This is a genomic window from Methanobrevibacter millerae (genome assembly GCF_001477655.1).
GTDB classification, from domain to species: Archaea; Methanobacteriota; Methanobacteria; order Methanobacteriales; family Methanobacteriaceae; genus Methanocatella; species Methanocatella millerae_A.
On record NZ_CP011266.1, the window covers coordinates 2265215 to 2283748 of the forward strand.

The 18534-nt window shown below is 31.7% G+C and carries 24 protein-coding genes; 7 read left to right on the top strand and 17 right to left on the bottom strand.

Annotation, left to right across the window (positions count from 1 at the left end):
• Positions 1-3: 3 nt before the first annotated feature.
• The 14 genes from SM9_RS10255 to SM9_RS10320 are packed head-to-tail and all read right to left on the bottom strand — an operon-like array spanning position 4 to position 7936.
• The gene (locus SM9_RS10255) at positions 4-1131 is read right to left on the bottom strand and encodes a hydrogenase large subunit (RefSeq protein ID WP_058740049.1); all 1128 of its coding nucleotides are present in this window, start codon (positions 1129-1131) and stop codon (positions 4-6) included.
• A gap of 8 nt (positions 1132-1139) precedes the next feature.
• Positions 1140-1586 carry an NADH-quinone oxidoreductase subunit B family protein gene (locus tag SM9_RS10260; protein WP_058740050.1) on the bottom strand — a complete coding sequence of 149 codons (447 nt, stop codon included), beginning with the start codon at positions 1584-1586 and terminating at the stop codon, positions 1140-1142.
• The gene (locus tag SM9_RS10265; RefSeq protein WP_058740051.1) at positions 1587-2078 is read right to left on the bottom strand and encodes a 4Fe-4S binding protein; all 492 of its coding nucleotides are present in this window, start codon (positions 2076-2078) and stop codon (positions 1587-1589) included.
• Complete coding sequence (locus tag SM9_RS10270) at positions 2079-3479, bottom strand: 4Fe-4S binding protein (RefSeq protein ID WP_058740052.1); 1401 nt, start codon at positions 3477-3479, stop codon at positions 2079-2081.
• A gap of 11 nt (positions 3480-3490) precedes the next feature.
• The gene (locus SM9_RS10275; RefSeq protein WP_058740053.1) at positions 3491-3742 is read right to left on the bottom strand and encodes a hypothetical protein; all 252 of its coding nucleotides are present in this window, start codon (positions 3740-3742) and stop codon (positions 3491-3493) included.
• Entirely contained in the window at positions 3739-4212 is a 474-nt protein-coding gene (locus SM9_RS10280; protein ID WP_058740054.1) for an MnhB domain-containing protein, read from the bottom strand. Before SM9_RS10280 ends, SM9_RS10275 begins: the two co-directional genes overlap by 4 nt.
• On the bottom strand, positions 4209-4484 hold the full coding sequence (locus SM9_RS10285) for a hypothetical protein (protein WP_058740055.1): 276 nt from the start codon (positions 4482-4484) through the stop codon (positions 4209-4211). The genes SM9_RS10280 and SM9_RS10285 overlap by 4 nt, the downstream gene beginning before the upstream one ends.
• On the bottom strand, positions 4477-4812 hold the full coding sequence (locus tag SM9_RS10290) for a hypothetical protein (RefSeq protein WP_058740056.1): 336 nt from the start codon (positions 4810-4812) through the stop codon (positions 4477-4479). The genes SM9_RS10285 and SM9_RS10290 overlap by 8 nt, the downstream gene beginning before the upstream one ends.
• Positions 4809-6266: an energy conserving hydrogenase EhbF gene (gene ehbF / locus SM9_RS10295; RefSeq protein ID WP_058740057.1), complete on the bottom strand. Its 1458-nt coding sequence runs from the start codon at positions 6264-6266 to the stop codon at positions 4809-4811. Before ehbF ends, SM9_RS10290 begins: the two co-directional genes overlap by 4 nt.
• A complete protein-coding gene (locus SM9_RS10300) occupies positions 6259-6645 on the bottom strand; it encodes a cation:proton antiporter subunit C (protein ID WP_083495901.1) in 387 nt (128 codons plus the stop codon). Before SM9_RS10300 ends, ehbF begins: the two co-directional genes overlap by 8 nt.
• Positions 6645-6878: a DUF4040 domain-containing protein gene (locus tag SM9_RS10305; RefSeq protein ID WP_058740059.1), complete on the bottom strand. Its 234-nt coding sequence runs from the start codon at positions 6876-6878 to the stop codon at positions 6645-6647. The genes SM9_RS10300 and SM9_RS10305 overlap by 1 nt, the downstream gene beginning before the upstream one ends.
• 1 nt (position 6879) lies before the next feature.
• Positions 6880-7308, bottom strand: a complete 429-nt coding sequence (locus SM9_RS10310; protein WP_058740060.1) for a cation:proton antiporter — start codon at positions 7306-7308, stop codon at positions 6880-6882.
• Positions 7305-7568 (bottom strand): monovalent cation/H+ antiporter complex subunit F, encoded by a 264-nt coding sequence (locus SM9_RS10315; RefSeq protein WP_058740061.1) that lies wholly within the window; start codon positions 7566-7568, stop codon positions 7305-7307. The genes SM9_RS10310 and SM9_RS10315 overlap by 4 nt, the downstream gene beginning before the upstream one ends.
• 53 nt (positions 7569-7621) lie before the next feature.
• A complete protein-coding gene (locus tag SM9_RS10320) occupies positions 7622-7936 on the bottom strand; it encodes a monovalent cation/H+ antiporter subunit E (protein WP_058740062.1) in 315 nt (104 codons plus the stop codon).
• Between the two features lie 379 nt (positions 7937-8315).
• Between SM9_RS10320 and SM9_RS10325 the strand changes: the two genes are divergently transcribed.
• The 5 genes from SM9_RS10325 to SM9_RS10340 all read left to right on the top strand — a co-directional run bounded on the left by SM9_RS10325 (position 8316) and on the right by SM9_RS10340 (position 13473).
• A complete protein-coding gene (locus SM9_RS10325; RefSeq protein ID WP_058740063.1) occupies positions 8316-8534 on the top strand; it encodes a hypothetical protein in 219 nt (72 codons plus the stop codon).
• Positions 8535-8577: 43 nt separating this feature from the next.
• Positions 8578-8742: a hypothetical protein gene (locus tag SM9_RS12095; protein WP_157064729.1), complete on the top strand. Its 165-nt coding sequence runs from the start codon at positions 8578-8580 to the stop codon at positions 8740-8742.
• Between the two features lie 495 nt (positions 8743-9237).
• Positions 9238-10728 (top strand): group II intron reverse transcriptase/maturase, encoded by a 1491-nt coding sequence (gene ltrA / locus SM9_RS10330; protein WP_232299202.1) that lies wholly within the window; start codon positions 9238-9240, stop codon positions 10726-10728.
• Positions 10729-11190: 462 nt separating this feature from the next.
• Positions 11191-12330, top strand: coding sequence for an RNA-guided endonuclease InsQ/TnpB family protein (locus tag SM9_RS10335; RefSeq protein WP_058740065.1), 1140 nt, complete (start codon positions 11191-11193; stop codon positions 12328-12330).
• Between the two features lie 174 nt (positions 12331-12504).
• The gene (locus SM9_RS10340; RefSeq protein ID WP_058740066.1) at positions 12505-13473 is read left to right on the top strand and encodes an arsenic resistance protein; all 969 of its coding nucleotides are present in this window, start codon (positions 12505-12507) and stop codon (positions 13471-13473) included.
• Here SM9_RS10340 and SM9_RS10345 read toward each other — a convergent pair.
• Both SM9_RS10345 and SM9_RS10350 read right to left on the bottom strand, forming a co-directional pair.
• The gene (locus SM9_RS10345; protein WP_058740067.1) at positions 13463-13783 is read right to left on the bottom strand and encodes a DMT family transporter; all 321 of its coding nucleotides are present in this window, start codon (positions 13781-13783) and stop codon (positions 13463-13465) included. The genes SM9_RS10340 and SM9_RS10345 overlap by 11 nt on opposite strands.
• A gap of 18 nt (positions 13784-13801) precedes the next feature.
• Positions 13802-14503, bottom strand: coding sequence for a metal-dependent hydrolase (locus SM9_RS10350; RefSeq protein WP_058740068.1), 702 nt, complete (start codon positions 14501-14503; stop codon positions 13802-13804).
• Positions 14504-14681: 178 nt separating this feature from the next.
• Between SM9_RS10350 and SM9_RS10355 the strand changes: the two genes are divergently transcribed.
• Positions 14682-15710 (top strand): LytS/YhcK type 5TM receptor domain-containing protein, encoded by a 1029-nt coding sequence (locus SM9_RS10355; RefSeq protein ID WP_058740069.1) that lies wholly within the window; start codon positions 14682-14684, stop codon positions 15708-15710.
• On the opposite strand, the gene SM9_RS10360 is transcribed toward SM9_RS10355, so the two are convergent.
• Positions 15695-16435, bottom strand: coding sequence for a M14 family metallopeptidase (locus SM9_RS10360; RefSeq protein WP_058740070.1), 741 nt, complete (start codon positions 16433-16435; stop codon positions 15695-15697). The genes SM9_RS10355 and SM9_RS10360 overlap by 16 nt on opposite strands.
• Before the next feature lie 52 nt (positions 16436-16487).
• Between SM9_RS10360 and SM9_RS10365 the strand changes: the two genes are divergently transcribed.
• Positions 16488-18407: an IGHMBP2 family helicase gene (locus SM9_RS10365; RefSeq protein WP_058740071.1), complete on the top strand. Its 1920-nt coding sequence runs from the start codon at positions 16488-16490 to the stop codon at positions 18405-18407.
• Positions 18408-18534 lie beyond the last annotated feature (127 nt).

The following is an 18534-nucleotide window of genomic DNA, read 5'->3' on the forward strand; positions in this document are numbered from 1 at the left end:
ATTCTATCTCCTTATAATTTCTATTGCCCTATCAGTACAGGTAAAACAAGGGTCACATTGTACAATACATAACTGTGCATCTGTGACATGGTCTCCAATACAGGCATATTGCATTGCTCCAATATTAGCCATTGATGGAGTTCTAATGATAGAGTGTCTTATTCTTCCACTTTCAAGTGCATATGAATGATAAAGAGTTCCTCTTGGAACTTCAATATAACTTTCAATAATGTCCGTGTCAAACATTTCCCAATCCCTGTTGACCACTTTTCCATCAGGAATATTTGCAATGGCTTGACGAATAATTTTAATGGATTCAAATGATTCTAATGCTCTCATCAATAAGTTTGATTTCACATCACCGTCAGGTTGAGTGACAACATTAAAATCAAAGTCATCATATTCAAACATTGTTGTTCTTAAATCTCTTGCAACACCTGTTGCCCTTAAGGAAGGTCCAGTAACAGCCAATCTAATAGCTTGCTTTGCAGGAAGAACACCTACACCTGTGACTCTTGAAATTAGAATAGAATCCGCCATGAATCTTTGAGCAAAATCTGTTAAACCTTCTTCCAATTTATCCAAATCATCTTTAAGTCTTTGTAATTTGGCTTCATCCAAATCACATCTTGGCCTTACACCACCAATAACAGAACAACCGTATTGAACTCTATTTCCCCCAATCATTGCAAGGAGTTCCATTACAATTTCCCTTAAGTAGAATACTCTCATGGAAAATGTTTCATGAGCTACTGTTTCACAACCGTGAGCCAAATAAAGGAAATGTGAATGCAATCTTTCAAGCTCCCCCATTATAATACGAATATAACGAGCTCTTTCAGGAATTTCAATATCAAGACCGATTTCTGCGGTTCTGCATGAATTCCATATATGTGAGTTTGAACATATTCCGCAAATTTTTTCAGTCAAAGCGTTGGCCTTCTCCACAGGCAAACCTTCCATAATTCTTTCAATACCTCTATGGTTAACACCAATTGTTATTTCAGCCTCTTGAACTATTTCATCTTCAACAAAAAGCCTTACTCTATAAGGTTCCAATGCAGCAGGGTGAACTGTACCCATTGGAATTTCTGTTTCAATAATATTGCTTCTCGGTACTTTTTCCTCCATTTAATCACCTAATCCGCATCTAATAATGTTGGTAATAATGATACTACCCCAGCCAAAACATCTTGAGGCCTTACTGCACATCCAGGAACTTTTGCAGCAACAGGTATGATGTTTTCAACCGGCCCTTCAATTTCTTCAGACGGAATATCACCATGAATATTTTTATATACCCCACCCATCAAAGCACAACTTCCAGCAGCTACAACCAATTTAGGATCAGGAATAGCTTCATAAATTGCTTCAAGAGGTTTTCTATTCAGGCTTGTAACAGGTCCTGTTACCACCAATACATCTGCCTCACGAGGATTCCATGTTAAGAAAACCTTATACTGTTCAGCATCAAATCTTGGAGATAATATTGAGTTTACAATTTCAATATCGCAACCGTTACAACCGCCAGTATAAACCAGCATTACGTGAATTGCTCTTGCTCTTGAAAAAGATTTAATACTCATTTATTCACCGTCCTCTCTATTTTTTAATATAGTTTTGTCTGAAAGATAAGTTGAAATAACTTTAAGTTTATCTTCTGAAATTTTAACTGGCTGTTTGATTAATTCATCAACATTAACTTCCTGATCTCCAACACAACTTGGATGAATTGTTCCTTTTTGTCCATAAAGTGAAAATACTGGACAAAAATCATGACAGTAATAACAAACAATACATTTTTCAAGATTAATTTCAGGTACTTGATCTTTAATCCAATCATCAGTTATTTTAACAGGAGATGTTAGATTTTTCATTTCAATAGCATTAGTCGGACAAACATTAGCACAACCAGCACATCCTATGCATGCAGATTCATCAACCCGATCATCCACTTCGACTGACAGAGTGGAGATTTGCTTTCTTAAATCCATATCGGTTACCCTATCAGCAGCAAAAAAGATTCTTTTAAAGTTAGTAAACGCTCCTTCCAAAGCTACTCTTAGCATACTTTTCATTTAAATACCCTCTATTGAATCTTTAAAATTTCTCTCGAAGATAAATGCATTAGCAGGACAACTGTTTTTACATGCTCCACAATATTCACATTTTTCTTCATTAACTATAAATTCACCATTAATCTCATCAATTGCATCATATGGACAAACCTTATGGCATAAACCACAATGCATACACAGTTTTTGGTCAATCAAATTGAATCCATCTGAAATTACCGATTTATACATTGTTGTTTTCGGAATTGCATCGACAGGACAGTGCACAGCACAGTTTTCACACAAGATACATTTTTCCAAGTTTACTGAAATTGTGCCCCTGTTCAAGGTTATTGCATCTTCCTGACATACTTCACAGCAGATTCCACAAGAAATACAGTCATCTGAAACACTTCCATCCCACTTAGCCACCATATATTGTCTTGCACCAATCAAATCACAAACTTGAACACATTTTCCACAGCTCACACAGAACCCAGAAATTGTTGGAAGCTCCTTGTCTTCAAATTCATCATAGACAAACATCTCTTCATCTTCATGCAATGTTTTGATTGGACAGTGACTAATGGCTATTTCATGAGTTGAATCAATATCCTTAGTCGGGTCATACCTTAAGCAGTTAAGTTCTTTTTTAAGTGAACCGTTCTCACATAAATCTGCACACAATCCACAATTAATACATGAAATAATGTAACCATTTGCCTTTTGATTAATCTTATTTACAATTAGCTTAAAGTTATCCATGGATATTGCATTGTTTGGACAAGCCTTCATACAATTTAAACAAAGAGTACATGATGCATTATTGATAATTTGGAATTTATTCATTGATCCGTTAGGACAGACATCATAACAAATTCTACATTCACTACAAATTCCTTCAGCCCTATCCTGAACTACTTTAATTGCACTTGTTGGACAATACTCAGAACATCTTCCACAAAATATACATTTATCAAAGTCAGTCCCCATGTATCCCCTTGATACTTCTTTAACATCATTGGATTTGAAAGGAAGATTATCATAATTTGGAATCAATACATTCATTGATTTGATAAATGTGATTTGTTTATCTCGGGTAAATTCAGCACCATCAACTCTTGAAGGACAGACCTCAGTACAAACTCCACAACGTGAGCATAATCCATAAACAATACCATCTTCTATATGAATATTGTTTGTAGGGCAGTTATACATACATATTCCACAGCCATTACATTTGGCCCTGTCTATAACATATCCTCCATAACTGTTAATGAAAATAGCATCATTTGGACAATTTTCATAACAAATTCCACAAGTAAGGCAGCTGAAAGCTTTACCGTTAATTAAACGAATCGCTTTAGTAGGACATTGTTTAATACATTCTCCTTTTCCATCACATGTATTAGTTGATAAAAACATTTAAACCCTCCTTAGCTACTCCTTGCGATTATAAATTTAGACAACAAAATACCTATCAAAGCTGAGGCAAAGCCGGTTGATAATGGGAAATAATCATAAAATGGAAATTCCCCCAATTGCCATGCCATGATTAATGCAGCTATTATGATAACCACATAAGAGGACGTCTTAAAAGCAGTGTCACTAATGTTACCTGTTTTAATTTGAGATCCTATTATCAAGCCCAAAATGAAACCGCAAACGATTGATCCTATAGCAATCATTTTTCCACATCCTCTTCAGTTAATTTTTTAAATCCGGCAAATGCAATAACTATTGCACTTAAACCCACAAATACTTTTAAACCTACAAAAATATTTAGGTAAGGAATAATACCTGCATTTGTATTGTCCGGATAATGGAAAATAGCTTGAATTGATGCAGGAATAATATTTAAAATATCTGCTCCTACATTATACAGGAAAAATCCTCCTGCAAATAAACCAACCAAACCTAAAATAATAAAGCCTAATGCTCCAATAGATTCAAATACTTCAATATAAGTATGTGAAAATTCTAAAGGAGAGTTACCTAACCCATAAGTAACAATAGACAATATAACTCCTGCTGCAATCATAGCTCCACCTTGGAAACCTCCACCAGGAGTTATATGACCTCCCAGAATTGTCATTATACCTAAACAAATCAAAATAATTGAAATTGGTAAAGATACTAATTTAAGAATTTGACTCATAGTTTGCCCCCTAATTTTTCTTTACCAATGATAAGTAAGACTACCAGTCCTGCAGTCAGCAATATAATTGATTCTCCTAATGTATCATAACCTCTGAAATCAAAAATTACTGCAGTTACCATGTTTGGTGCAATTTGAGTTCCTAAAGAATTATAAATATTACTTACACCAGGAGTAATCATAGTACTTATATGAAATACTGCATCAAATAAAGTAACAGCCAAAATTGCAGTTATGACAGCAGCAAATAAATTTCTAATATTATTAGACAAGAGTACCACCCCAATATAAGAATATTACAATCATTCCTAAGACAATGATTGCATAGAATAACATTTTCTCCAAAGAATCCTCTTGCTCAATTTTAAATTTAGGAATAAGAGGAATGGAAAAAATCAACACAATAGCTAGAATTAAAGTCACTAATCCTGCAAGTAACACGTTAATGTGCCTAAGCAATAATGAAGCAATTACAATTGAAACAATTAAAAATATTTCAGCAGTTAAACTTCCTGAAACATCCGCATTTGTTACAGGACCTGGTGAAAACAACTCTTTAAATTTTTTAACTACATTAAAGATTTGATCATAAAGCTTCATAGCAACATACCTCCAACATAATTAGAAATACCGTTTGTTACAATATCAGGGAAAATACCTAATGCAATAATTACTATTAATAAAATTGCCATTGCAAATACCATAGCTCTTGGAACATCATTGTCAACAACTTCTAAATCATGTGGTTTTGGACTTAAAAACATAGAGTAGAATGTTTTTACAAATACTACAAAGGTTGCTATACTAACCATTATAGTTAAAATGGACAATTCGGGATACCCACAATTTAAAGAAGCCTGAACAAGCATTAATTTAGATTGGAAACCACTTAATGGAGGTACTCCAGCCATAGCCAAACCTCCAATTAGCAGCATAATTCCAACTTTAGGATGGTATGCTAAAAGACCACCCAGTTTACGTGTGTCTACTTCATTGGTAGCATGCACAATAGCTCCAAATCCTATGAATAACAATGCAGTAATAACAATTTCATTTAAAGCTTGGAACAAACCAGCAGTTATTGCAAATTGAGTTCCAAGACCAATACCCAATCCTATGAAACCTAACTCTCCAACAGCTAAAAATCCAATCATACGTCTAAAGTCCGTTTGAGTTAAAGCCATAGATACACCTAAAATCATGGCGATTACTGAAAATAATACAATAAGGACTTCAAATATAGGCAACTGAGAATATATCCTAAACATCAATATTACAATAGAAATCATTGAAATTACTGTGAATGACTGGAGAAGTGCTGCTCCATGAGGTTCAGCTTTACTATAAATTCCAGATTTAATCGTATGGAACGGAGGCAATCCTGATGCATATAACCATCCGAAGAATATTAAAGCCAGTGAAGTTAAAAATACCGGAGAAGTCACATCCAATAGACCACTACGAATGATGGAAACGATATCTGTAACATTAACGGTACCTGTCATAGCTAATAGGAAGCCTATTCCTAAAAGCATCATAGGACTACCAATAGAACCTAAAATCATATATTTTAAAGCCATTTCAGTACTGTAGTCTATTGATGAGGCTGCTACAATACCTACCTGTGCAAGTGCCAATATTTCAAAGAACACAAACATATGGAAAATATCATCAGTCAATATTAAAGCAGTTACAGAAGCAGTACCCATAAATAACAAGAATAAATAGGAACCTGAAACTTTTTTATACTTGGTCAAGTAAATAAAGATGACCAGGAATGTTAAAATTCCAATCATTGCTATGAATATCTGTTGCATGAATGTAAATGAATAGGTAATTGCCGGATGATAAACAATATTTGTGACATTATCCACCATAGGCTGATAACCGCCAAAGAAATGCAATCCGTAATTTGATGCAATTGGAATAATCGGCAAAATGATTGCAACAACAAAAGCCAATACTTTAATTACTTTATTGAATTTTGAAAAAGCACTTAAAAGCAAAGCAGCCATCATAGGAACAATAACCATTAATGGAATTAATTCATTCATTGTATTCCTCCTGTTTTGATGTGTCAGCCAACATTACCTTAGTACTTAATGTTCCATACTTTTTATAAAGAACCATCACTAAAGCAAGCATTACTGCTAAAGTGGAAGCCCCAATTACAATACTTGTAAGTACTAAACCATAAGGAAGCGGATATGAAGCATTTGATGCGAACCAAGTTGGATCCATATTCGGCATCAAGATTGGGACAATACCTCCAGCCTTATAACCAATTCCAACAATGAATAAATTGGCTCCCTCTTCTATAAAGCTGATACCTATGATTTTTTTAATAATGTTATCTACAAAGATTGCAGCATAAAGACCTATTACAACTAAAGCAATAGATGTGAATAATATAGCAAGTTGAGTTTCAGCCATCATGCATCACCCCATTGTGTTTTTTTAACTGCCAACGCAATAAATACCGGTACAATAGCTGCACCAACAATAGCCTGAGTCAATGCAACATCAGGAGCAAGTAAAATTTGGAATAGCACTGCAAGAGCTCCTCCAGAAAATCCGGTCAATATTGCTGCTTTCAATAAATCCTTTTGAATGAGAGCAAGAATAGCACTTACAATAGTTATTATCATTAATATAAACTCTATCATCTTACTCCTCCTCAATAATTTCTAAAGTTGAAATTGTAAATCGATCATCAGTCTTAAGTTTTTCAGAATCCTTTTGTTCCAATTCCTGAACTTTAGACTTGTTTACAATGAATGGATTTGAATTATCCTCATCCTCTTCAACTACATTCAATTCAACATTATTCTCAACATCTTCACTTTTAAAGAATGCATTAGCTATTGCATGTGCTGTAAATGGTGCTAGAATAAAGTAAATTCCTGCAAGCAAATATTGGCCTAAACCAATCATTGCAATAACGCAAGCAATATCAAAAATACCTACAATATGAATTCTACCATATACAACATTTTTCATGTCTTTAGAAAGACTTATGAAACCAACAGCAGATACGATTACTAAAAATGCTGCAATTAATAGGAGAGCAGATTGTATATACTCCACAATCATCATTTATCGCCTCCCAAAACAACAGAAAAAGCAACAGTACCTACAAATCCAAAGAATATTAAAGCTAATGATATATCCCTATAAAAAGTGAGATTATACATTTCTCCAAAAACAAGTAATGCTACTGAAAACGCTACCACTACAACAGAACTTCCAAGCAATCCCATAGAGGTAGTTTTATAAGCACTTGCCCTTAGAGCTACAATCATCATAATGATGAGTGCTATAATCAAAATATATTTTGAAATAATCAATATGTCCATTAGTATCCCACTCGATTAATTAAATAAAAAGAAATGTTATTTAATACATAAATCTACTCTAACATTTTCTTAATATACTTTTCAAAAGGAATTATATCCTCTTTACTTCTTGGAGAAATAGCAGCTACTTTAATAATTTGATTTTCAGAATCTAAATCTACAGATAAAGTTCCTGGAGTTAAAGAAATACTATTTGCCAAAATTGTTTGTGAAACAGGTCTTTCTAAAACAGTTTCAACATCTATAACTACAGGATTAATATCTCTTCTCATTATTTTATTAAAAACAACATCAACGGTTGATTTAATAATTTCATAAATAAGGTCTAAGAAATAAATAATTCCATAACCAATTCTAGTCAAAAACATTAAACAAGCTCCATTTCATTTGAATTTAAAGTCAAAATCTTGACTATATAAACATACATTATTATTTATCATGATTATTTATTATAAATGTATGCTTTTGTTGAAAAAAATTTATAACAATGCCAATAAAAAATTAAAAAAATAATAAGAATTATCCAAATTTGATAAAGTATATGTTTAAAACAGATTAAATAATAAAATACCCTATAAAAAGAGAATAAGAAAAAAATAAAGAAAAAAACAATAAAAAAATTTATGATAATTAAATTATAATAAAAATAGAAATAAATAATTTTAAACAAGAATAAAGAAATTATAAAAAAAATATATAAGCAATTAAAGATATAAGAAATAATAATTAACTAAATGAGGTGATTACATGGCAAATCCAATACTCGCTGCAATTTTATCTTTTATTCTTCCAGGAATAGGTCAAATCTATGCTGGAGATACTCAAAAAGGTATTATATTTATTGTAGTTGCAATAGTTCTTGGACTTATTATAAGACTTATATTAAGACAATGGTTTGGTAAAATTATAGATTTAGCATACCACATTTACGCAGCTTATGATGCATACCAAATGGCCAAATACTAAATCTTTTCTTTTTTCTTTTTTATCTTTATAATGCAAGAATACCATGACCTCTTTAGGTCGGTGCGACGAGCAATTGCCTTTTAATTTGTTATACAATCTTGGATTGTATGTTAGTGTAGTCATTATGACTGATAATCCTGTTGTGCGGGTTATTCTCGCTCGAAACTGCATTATTGGTGACAATAATGTGGGTTGCATGAGAGTTTAAAGTCTAATCAATAACCATGCTCCGGGTTATTGAGGGCAAGAGAAAGATTAGTATCGGTTAACGTTATGTGAACTTTCGTTTGAAGTCTCGTTAAGAGGAACAATGTTTTATAAAAGGAGTTTAAATGATTCCATTGTGTTAACAAGCCAATTATAAGTCATACGCTTTTCGACCTTGGCGTATATAGGATACAACCTTTTAGTGCTTGTTCGGGGCATAGAAAGAACCTAACCTAATCGTGTCTAACAAAAGGTAAACTCGGTAAGTCTCATAAAGTCTAAAAAAAAAATTTTTTTAGTAGGGTGACCGTGAGGAAACTTGAATTCTTTATGAGATAAAGGATGTTAAGGAAGCAAAAGCCATTAATACTCGAAAGACAGCAGGAAACTGACAAATTTTAATAACTGTGAATGGATAGGCTGACTTTAACAGGTGAACAACATGTATATAAAACGAATATTTTTTGGTTTTATCCAAAGATTGGAGGTATAAATGATGAGTAATACACAAAATAATACGTTTGTGTCCACTACTTCAAACATTACTAACTGGTCTTCCATTAATTGGAAGAAAGCAGAAAAGTATGTAGATAAAATTCAAAAGCGGATATATCGTGCTGAAAGTGAAGGTGATTATCGAAAAGTAAGAGATTTACAACGTTTATTAGGACGTAGTGCCTATGTACAACTATTAGCAATTAGAAGAGTTACTCAAACTAATAAAGGTAAGAGAACTGCAGGTATTGACGGATTTAGAGCATTATCTGATAAACAGAGAATGGATTTATTTTATAAAATTCGTAACCGAAATATTAACTTACATAAGCCTAAACCGGCTTTACGTAAGTATATTGAGAAAAAGAATGGTAAAATGCGTCCGTTAAGTATCCCAGTTATTATGGATAGAATTTATCAAGAAATTCTTCGTATGGTATTGGAACCACAATGGGAGTTCCGCTTTGAACCGACAAGTTATGGTTTCCGCCCTAAAAGAAGTATCCATGATGCTGCAGAAAGAATATTTAATTATATTCATCCAGGCAATTGGGTTTACGTTTATGAGGGAGATTTCAAGTCGTGCTTTGATAATCTTGACCATGATTTTATTTTGGAACAAATCAAAGGATTTCCATATATTAAATTGATTGAAAGATTTCTTAAAGCAGGATATGTTGATAATAGTATGTTTTATCATACTGATAAAGGTACTCCTCAGGGAGGTTTATTGTCCCCCCTGTTGGCTAACATAGCCTTAAATGGGATGGAGGACTGTTTAAACATTTCCTACAAAGAAGTTACATACAATAGGAATGGTAAACCCTATACTACTTATAAAACTCATGGTAAATATCGTATGACTCGATATGCCGATGATTTTGTAATATTTGCAAAAACAGAGGAAGATATACTTGAAATTCCTAATATTCTTGAACCTTATTTAGTTAAAAGGGGCTTGACCCTTGCTGAAGACAAGACCAAAATTTCTCATCTACGTGATGGTTTTGATTTTTTAGGACTGAATTTCAGAGTACACTATAATAAAAAAGGACATAAAACTTTAATTAAACCTTCTAAAGATAGTATTAAGAAAGCCAGAAATAAAATATCGGACATTTACGAAATGATGAAAGGAAGCAATGTGGACAGTCTAATTGAGGTTGTTAATCCTGTTATCCGAGGAATTGCAAACTTTTGGAAACCCTACGTTTCCAAGGAAATATTTAGTCAAATGGATCATTACATTTGGATTAAAAACAATAAATTCCTCAAATGGCTCCATCCTAAGAAAAGTAAGAAATGGATTAAATCAAAATATTATCCTCCTTACGACGATGGAAGACACAAAGATAATTGGACGTTAACCGGCCCAAAGAACGGACAACATATTGTTAAAATGGCATGGTATCCCATCAAAAGACATACCATGATTAAATTTAACTATAGTCCATACGACGCTAGTAAATCAGATTATTTTGCGAATAGATAATTGTATAATCTTACAATTTCAGATAAAGGTTTGCTTGAGCCCATTGTGATGAAAGTCACACGATGGGTTCTGAGGAGAGAAGGAGGAGGCGACTCCTCTGACTTATCCTACGGGATGAATTGCACTGTTGTGTGTACTATCTTTTTTTAATAACTTTTATCATTTTTATTTCTTTATTTTGTGTTTTTATGGATGTTATTTTTTTTCAGTATACATTTTTTTTATGTTGATTGTAATATTGTTTTGAGTGTGAAAAATTGTTCTGAGTACGTTATTTGATTACTTACCAAATGCTCTTACTCTTTTTTTATATATAACTAATTTACAAAGGATATATTATGCAATATTAATTGTGGGTTTAAAAAAAAGAGTCAAAAAGATAAAAAAATTTTCTTTTAGTTTCTTTTTTTTGATTATGAATAATCAATAATGTAAAACTGTGAATAGGAGGTGGATTTTTTTATGGGTGATTTTATTCGAGGATTGGTTGTTAAACTTCATGTAACTCCCGAACAAGAAGTAGAATTTAAAAAGAACTATGGTTGTACTCGTAAAATCTATAATGAACTTTTAAACAAATACAAAGCCGAACATGGTGAGGATTCAACTGAAATTCCAACTCAAAAAGAATTAAATCAATTCTTAAAAGAAACTAAAAAAGAATTACCCTACCTGAAGGAAACAGAGTCCACCAGTCTTCAGCAGGCACGTGATGATTTGCATAAAAGTTTTAAAAATTGTCATAAAAGCAAAAGGCATAATCCTCCAGTTTATCATTCTAAAAAGAAAACACGACCTAGCTTCAGACAAACCGTCAGAAAAGATAAAAGACCGGTAGAAAACAACACATTAACATTAAGAAAACATGGGAAAGTAACATTCAGCACAAGCATAGAATATCTGGATTTACTAAACCACCCAGACACTAAATTCAACAGCATAACAGTATACTTTGATGGATTAAATCACTATGCATCATTCAACATAGAAACTAATCCGCCAGAACATCTAGAATTAACTGAAAAATATATTGGGTGTGATATTAATTCTAATAAAAATGGATGGTTAGTCACAAGCGAAATGCAGAAGGAATTTTTTGATGTTGATCATGAAAACCAAATGATCAAACACATCAACAAATTAATGTCACAATGCAGAAACATGAGCAGGCGATGGAAAAAACTACAAAAAAGACTACAAAAATGGTACAACAAAAGAACAAACCAATTAAATGACTACATTGAAAAATTAACTTACAATCTAGTCAAAAAATATGATATAATAGTCTTTGAAGAAAACTACTCTACTATCAAGATTTTAATTGGAGGGGAGGAAAACATGATATTTCCTCTATCGCGATTCATAAAAAGATTAAAAGACAAATTCCAACTCTACAAACCCGAAGCAGACGGCGTACAATTCGTAAAACCACACAACACAAGCAGAACATGCCGCCACTGCGGACACATAAACAAAGAGTTAAAAGTCAAAAAACGCAACTGGAAATGTCCAAAATGCGGAAAAATACTTGATAGGGACACAAACGCAGCAATTAATATTCTAAACCGCTGGTTCAACGGGAATAGCCTGAAAAAACATTAAAATTAACCCATCAAATGAAAAAAAAATTCAGGAATCCCCACCCTCTTTAAGGGTGGGGTGGTTCAATAACAATCGAATACAAAAAACCTAAACAAATAATCATCATTATAAAAATAATAAAATATTAAATACTTTAAAATACATATTTAGTCATACCTAAATAATGGTGTTTTGATGGATTTAATTGAAAAAATAGAACCAATAATTTTAATATTTGCAATAATAATTGGATTAATTTCCAGCAATATCCAGATTTTATCAAACAATACTGGAAATTTAATTAATTTATTCTTATGCATAATGTTGTATGGTTTATTTTTAGAAGTTCCTCTCAAAAATTTAAAAAAAAGCTTTACAAATATTAAATTTACATCAACGACTCTTATAATTAATTTTATATGGACACCATTATTTGGGTATTTTCTTGGAAACCTATTTTTAAATGGAAATATTGATATTTTCATCGGATTTTTTATGTTAATATTAACTCCATGTACAGATTGGTATTTAGTATTCACAAAAATGGCAAAAGGAGATTTAAATTTAAGTCTTTCACTGCTTCCAATCAATCTAATATTGCAGATTATCCTTCTGCCAGTCTATCTGATAATATTCTTTTCAAGCAACAACTCAATGAGTTATATTGATCTTGGATATTCAATATTGATAGTAATTGTAATACCATTTATCCTGGCCCAATTAACCAAAGTAATATTAAATGATGATATAACTGAAAAAGCATCAGACTTTTTTTCAAATTATCAAATCGTATTCCTTGCACTGGCCGTTTTTGCAATATTCAACAGTACAGGAGAATTATTATTCAAGAATTTGAATTCAGTGTTAACAATATTCATTCCATTAATAATCTTTTTTATAACAAATACAATTATAGATTTATTGCTGTGTGAAAAAATTAATTTCACATATGAAGAATATGCGAGCCTGACCATGACAACACTAGCACGCAATTCACCATTGGCGCTGGCCATTGCAATTAACTCATTTCCCGGACGTGAATTAATAGCGATTGCACTTGTAATAGGCCCATTGATTGAACTGCCTGTTTTATATATTGTTTCAAGATTCGTATTATACATCAAAAAATCAGGACTGTTCTTTACATGCAAAATTAATTTGTAGTCAGATTAAGACCAATAACGCCAGCCACAATTAATGCAATGAAAAATATCCTCAAAGCATCTGCTGACTCACCTAAAAACATCATTCCAAATACAATTACACCAACTGCACCAATGGCCGTCCAACAGGCATAAGCTGTCCCCATAGGAATTGATTTAAAAGAAATAGATAACAATACTAAACTTAAAATCATGAATATTACAAAAAGTGCTGTGTAAAAAATATTAGAGAAATTATTTGAGAATTTGAGAGCCAAAACCCATGCCATTTCAAAAAGGCCTGCAAATACCAGTATTATCCATGAATTCATGAATATGATATTTAGATTTTAATAGTTAATAAAATTTTCAAATAATTTGAATAGAAGTGGAATGCGGACAATTAAAGCTAAAATCACCAAAACACATATTGCACCAATTGCGAAGTTTTTATAATACTTTTTAGACGATACCGGAGCAAATAGCTTAACACCTGCTGGTGTTGTTGCATCCAAGACTACATGAGAGAACAATCCCAAAAATAAAGCTAAAACTATCTGAATATAAGTTATTTCAAAAGATTGTAAAACAACCACTGAAATAAAAAATAATGGAAGAAAAATTGGTAGTAACCTTTTGTTAAGGAATAGAAAACTTAATAGAGCTATTAAAATTGCAATTAAGTAGTTATTTGGAAGGATAGTTACATTAATTATTAATTCCCAAGCCCATATTAATATTAATGAAACAGCAGAAGCCAAAATTATAGTTCCAGGGATAGAATGTGTAAAACTTCTGTGTTCAGAAAAATAAAAGGTTACACCCAAAAATACAATAATTAAACCAATGAAATAAGGTAATTTTAGGATATATAATGATATAAAAATCAATAAACCTAAAATAATAATCTTATAAACATTTTCCTTTTTAAATTTATGGTCAAAATCCGGAATATTAGCACCAATAACGGCTAAAGCAATTATCAGAGGATTAAAAGAAAACATCAATGCCAATATCAATGCAAATAAAGAATGACCTTTATAGGAAGACATGTTTAATCCCACCTTATTTAATGAAAATCCCAATGGATTTCATATCATATTTAACTTAATTTAAATATAAGTAACTTATCCAAGAGCATTTGACAAGTAATAATTGAAATTACCCATATAAAAAGTATAATATAATGTAAATCAATAATATAACATATTGGATTATAGGTTTGGCAAAATGTTTGAAAAACAAAAAACTAAATTGAACAATTATAATAAAATTGTGATAATATTCACAGTATTATTAATTACAAATATTATTTTTTACATTTCATTATTGATTGTATTCTATAAGGACATAATTAATGGAATTACAAATTTCGGATTAATCAATAATATTTTCTTAATAGTATCTGCAATCATAATCTTAGGATTTATCTCGACGAGACTGCCCCAATTTAGAAAAAGAAATAAAGGTTCAATATATGAAATTGGATATTTAATTCTTTTTGGTATGGTAAGCATAGTTGTGTCTTATTTTAATAAAAGTACAGAATTTGATTATATTGTAATGCCACTTTTAGATATGTTTAAAGTTTTGTCAGTCATGTTAATATTAACTTTAATTGCAACAAAAACAAAAGCATTTAAAGGAGTTATTTCTGGAAAAATAAGTAAAAAAACAATTATTTATTGTTTTATAATATTTAGTATTTTAGGCATTCTTTCATCTATTTACTATGTTAATGTAGATGGAACCCCTTCTGATGTGAGAAATTTAATAATTATGATTAGTGGGTTGTTTGGTGGACCGTATGTTGGAATTCCTTCAGGCATAATAGCAGGATTATTTAAATATTCACAAGGTGGAGCCACTGCACTTCCATGTGCTGTTGCAACAGTCATTTGCGGAATTATCGGAAGTTTAATTCATGTTTGGAACAATGGGAAATTCCCTAAAACAAGGCATTCTGCAATATTAATGTTCTTATTCATAGGGTTTGATATGTTATTAATTGTCGTGTTAACACCACCATACATCTCAATAGCATATATCAGAAATATTTATATTCTCACAGTATTCGGATCAGTTATTGGAATGGTTTTGTTTTCAATGATTTTAAACGAAACAAAAACAAAAAACACTACAATTAACTATGAAGATTTGAAACTTAAAGAAATGGAAAACACCTTAGACGAATATGATGAAAGAATTGAAAATTTAGAAGAAGAAATTCGGGAATTAAAAAATCAAAATCCAAAATAAGCCAAAAAGCTTTTCATTTGCTTTAATGATCTTTCAAAACTTCCTTTTCCAATTGAAGCAAATGGAGATAAAACTTCACAAGTAATAGCTGGGATTCCCCTTAAATTACAAGTATCCTCAACAGCACCCTTATATTGTGAGCCTGCAATATCATATTTAATTACTTCACTTCCAACATCATGAGAAATATGTTCTGCAATCAAAACACTTTCAAAAGAAGGATTTCTAGATGAGAATACTGATTCAAATCCAGGATTACTATTATATGCAGTTGAGTGAAAATCACCGACACAATCTATTTTTAACTCACAAATAGCTCGCAAAATCTGATTGCTTAAAGAATTAGCCATGTGTGCTGCCCTGTTTAAATCGATTGAATTGAATGATCTCTCATTATTCATGGTAGAATTTGGAGAAGCAAATGGAATAACATAAACAGTATTGTTTAAATCCGTTTTAATCAGTTCATTTAATAATGTTAAATTAGCCAATTGTGGAGACAATTCATTTCCATGAATTCCTGATAAAACAAGAATTTTTTTACCGGAATTTCCAATTTTAAAAATAGGAGTTCCATAAACGCAAGATGACAAAACAAACTTGGAAAATTTGGTTAATTCTATTTTTTCAAAAATCTGTCTGTTTTTAGAGATATAACCTCTTGAAAGAAAAGAGACATAAGTCATTTCTACATTTTCAAAATCATCCACATAATCGAAATCCATATTTATTAATTAAATCAAAGTCTTATTTATTATTTTTACTTGTTGTGATGAAATGAAAAAATACATTAAAAAATTAATAAAGCTAATCAACTATGAAAGGGAAGCTGAAATAGAACTGATGGTATCTGAAATAGAGAATATGTCTGGTCAAAAAAGAGAAGAACTCGGAAGAGCCATCAACAAAGTCAAAGGAAAATACCTTGGAAAGGAATTGGGATTAAATATTGTGCAGTTCGGAAGGTCTGAAATTATCGATACTGAAATTAGTGTTGGAGATATGGTTTTAGTGAGCACTGGAAATCCTTTGCGAAGCGATTTGACAGGTACAGTTACCGAGAAAGGTGGGCGATTCATTAAAGTTGCATTTGATAGCAGAGTTCCAAAATGGGCTCTTAAAAAGAAAGTCAGGTTAGATTTATATGCAAATGACATTACATTCAGAAGAATGGAAGACAATTTAAAGCATCTGACATTGAAAGGAAAAAATGCTCTCGAATATTCCCTAAATAAAAGAGATCCCCAACCCAACAGAGACAATATCTATATCGACTACATTGACGAGTCATTAAATGAATCACAGAAATTGGCTGTTAAAAATAGCCTTACAAGTCAAAATTTCTTTTTAATACATGGTCCTTTCGGAACAGGAAAAACCAGAACACTGGTTGAATTGATATCACAGGAAGTAAGACAGAACAGAAAAGTTTTGGCCACAGCAGAAAGCAATGCCGCAGTTGATAATATTGTTGAAAGACTGGTTCTGAATAAAAAACTAAAAATAACAAGATTAGGACATCCACAGCGAGTATCTAAAGATAATATTACATATACATTAGCATACAAAGTCGAAAAACACTCACTTAACGATAAAATCAGGAGAATTCATAAAAAGATTGACAAATTGATTGAAAAAAGAAGCAACTTTACAAAGCCTACACCACAGTACAGAAGAGGATTTTCAGACCATGACATCCTGTATTATGCATCCAAGGGAAAAGGGGGTCGCGGAATAAGCGCTGAAAAAATGAAATCAATGGCTGATTGGCTTGATTACAATTTAGAAATAGATGAATTGCATGATGAAATTAAAAGAGTGGAAAACAAAATGATTAAAGACATTGTTGAAACAAGCGATGTAATTCTATCCACCAATTCTTCTGCAGCGCTTGACAGCATTGCAAGTACAAAATTCGATGTTGTCATTGTTGATGAAGCATCACAGGCCACAATTCCAAGCGTTCTGATTCCAATTGCAAAGGCAAGAAAGTTCATATTGGCAGGTGACCACAAGCAACTTCCGCCAACAATTATCAGCGACAGGGCATATGATTTACAGGACACACTGTTTGAATCTCTGATTGAAAAATACCCCCACAAATCACAATTATTGAATGTACAATACCGTATGAATAAAGTTCTTATGGAATTTCCAAACTCTGAATTTTATGACAATAACTTGAAAAGTGATACAAGTGTTAATAATATCACTTTAAAGGATATTTCTGATGTTGAAGATGATGATGCCCTGATGTTTATCGATACATGCAATATAGAAAAAAATCATGAAAAACACCTGAAAGATTCAAAATCAATTGTAAACCATATAGAAGCAAGAATCGCAATAAAAGTGGCGACGGATTATATAAAAGCCGGTATCAGTGAAAAAGACATTGGAATAATAAGTCCCTATGCTGATCAGGTGAAATTAATCTCTGAAAAAACCAACATTGAAGTGAAAACTGTTGACGGTTTTCAGGGCCGTGAAAAAGAAATCATAATTATTTCAACAGTTAGAAGCAATGAACACGGACAAATTGGATTTTTAAAAGATTTGAGAAGACTTAATGTTGCAATTACTCGTGCAAAAAGAAAATTAATCATAATTGGAAACAGCAATACTTTAAAATCCAATGCAACTTATGACAGATTAATAAATTTTGTTGATGATAAAAATTTGAAAGTAGTTATTTAGGCATACCTAAACTTTAAATATGATAAAGCAAATATAATTATATACAGAGACTGAAAGGTGAACCAAAAAATACCTTCAAACTCTGCTCTTAATTGGGAGCGTAATTTTTCAAAGCCCATATAACTTT

Bases quoted from the DNA above. Each gene is read 5' to 3' on its own strand.
- SM9_RS10340 (WP_058740066.1), top strand. From the start codon at position 12,505: ATGGATTTAATTGAAAAAATAGAACCAATAATTTTAATATTTGCAATA.
- SM9_RS10300 (WP_083495901.1), bottom strand. From the start codon at position 6,645: ATGGCTGAAACTCAACTTGCTATATTATTCACATCTATTGCTTTAGTT.
- SM9_RS10280 (WP_058740054.1), bottom strand. From the start codon at position 4,212: ATGAGTCAAATTCTTAAATTAGTATCTTTACCAATTTCAATTATTTTG.
- SM9_RS10335 (WP_058740065.1), top strand. From the start codon at position 11,191: ATGGGTGATTTTATTCGAGGATTGGTTGTTAAACTTCATGTAACTCCC.
- SM9_RS10260 (WP_058740050.1), bottom strand. From the start codon at position 1,586: ATGAGTATTAAATCTTTTTCAAGAGCAAGAGCAATTCACGTAATGCTG.
- SM9_RS10270 (WP_058740052.1), bottom strand. From the start codon at position 3,479: ATGTTTTTATCAACTAATACATGTGATGGAAAAGGAGAATGTATTAAA.
- SM9_RS10365 (WP_058740071.1), top strand. From the start codon at position 16,488: ATGAAAAAATACATTAAAAAATTAATAAAGCTAATCAACTATGAAAGG.
- SM9_RS12095 (WP_157064729.1), top strand. From the start codon at position 8,578: ATGACCTCTTTAGGTCGGTGCGACGAGCAATTGCCTTTTAATTTGTTA.
- SM9_RS10355 (WP_058740069.1), top strand. From the start codon at position 14,682: ATGTTTGAAAAACAAAAAACTAAATTGAACAATTATAATAAAATTGTG.
- SM9_RS10315 (WP_058740061.1), bottom strand. From the start codon at position 7,568: ATGGACATATTGATTATTTCAAAATATATTTTGATTATAGCACTCATC.
- SM9_RS10255 (WP_058740049.1), bottom strand. From the start codon at position 1,131: ATGGAGGAAAAAGTACCGAGAAGCAATATTATTGAAACAGAAATTCCA.
- ltrA (WP_232299202.1), top strand. From the start codon at position 9,238: ATGAGTAATACACAAAATAATACGTTTGTGTCCACTACTTCAAACATT.
- SM9_RS10345 (WP_058740067.1), bottom strand. From the start codon at position 13,783: ATGAATTCATGGATAATACTGGTATTTGCAGGCCTTTTTGAAATGGCA.
- SM9_RS10350 (WP_058740068.1), bottom strand. From the start codon at position 14,503: ATGTCTTCCTATAAAGGTCATTCTTTATTTGCATTGATATTGGCATTG.
- ehbF (WP_058740057.1), bottom strand. From the start codon at position 6,266: ATGAATGAATTAATTCCATTAATGGTTATTGTTCCTATGATGGCTGCT.
- SM9_RS10320 (WP_058740062.1), bottom strand. From the start codon at position 7,936: ATGTTTTTGACTAGAATTGGTTATGGAATTATTTATTTCTTAGACCTT.
- SM9_RS10305 (WP_058740059.1), bottom strand. From the start codon at position 6,878: ATGATAGAGTTTATATTAATGATAATAACTATTGTAAGTGCTATTCTT.
- SM9_RS10325 (WP_058740063.1), top strand. From the start codon at position 8,316: ATGGCAAATCCAATACTCGCTGCAATTTTATCTTTTATTCTTCCAGGA.
- SM9_RS10290 (WP_058740056.1), bottom strand. From the start codon at position 4,812: ATGAAGCTTTATGATCAAATCTTTAATGTAGTTAAAAAATTTAAAGAG.
- SM9_RS10310 (WP_058740060.1), bottom strand. From the start codon at position 7,308: ATGATGATTGTGGAGTATATACAATCTGCTCTCCTATTAATTGCAGCA.
- SM9_RS10275 (WP_058740053.1), bottom strand. From the start codon at position 3,742: ATGATTGCTATAGGATCAATCGTTTGCGGTTTCATTTTGGGCTTGATA.
- SM9_RS10360 (WP_058740070.1), bottom strand. From the start codon at position 16,435: ATGGATTTCGATTATGTGGATGATTTTGAAAATGTAGAAATGACTTAT.
- SM9_RS10265 (WP_058740051.1), bottom strand. From the start codon at position 2,078: ATGAAAAGTATGCTAAGAGTAGCTTTGGAAGGAGCGTTTACTAACTTT.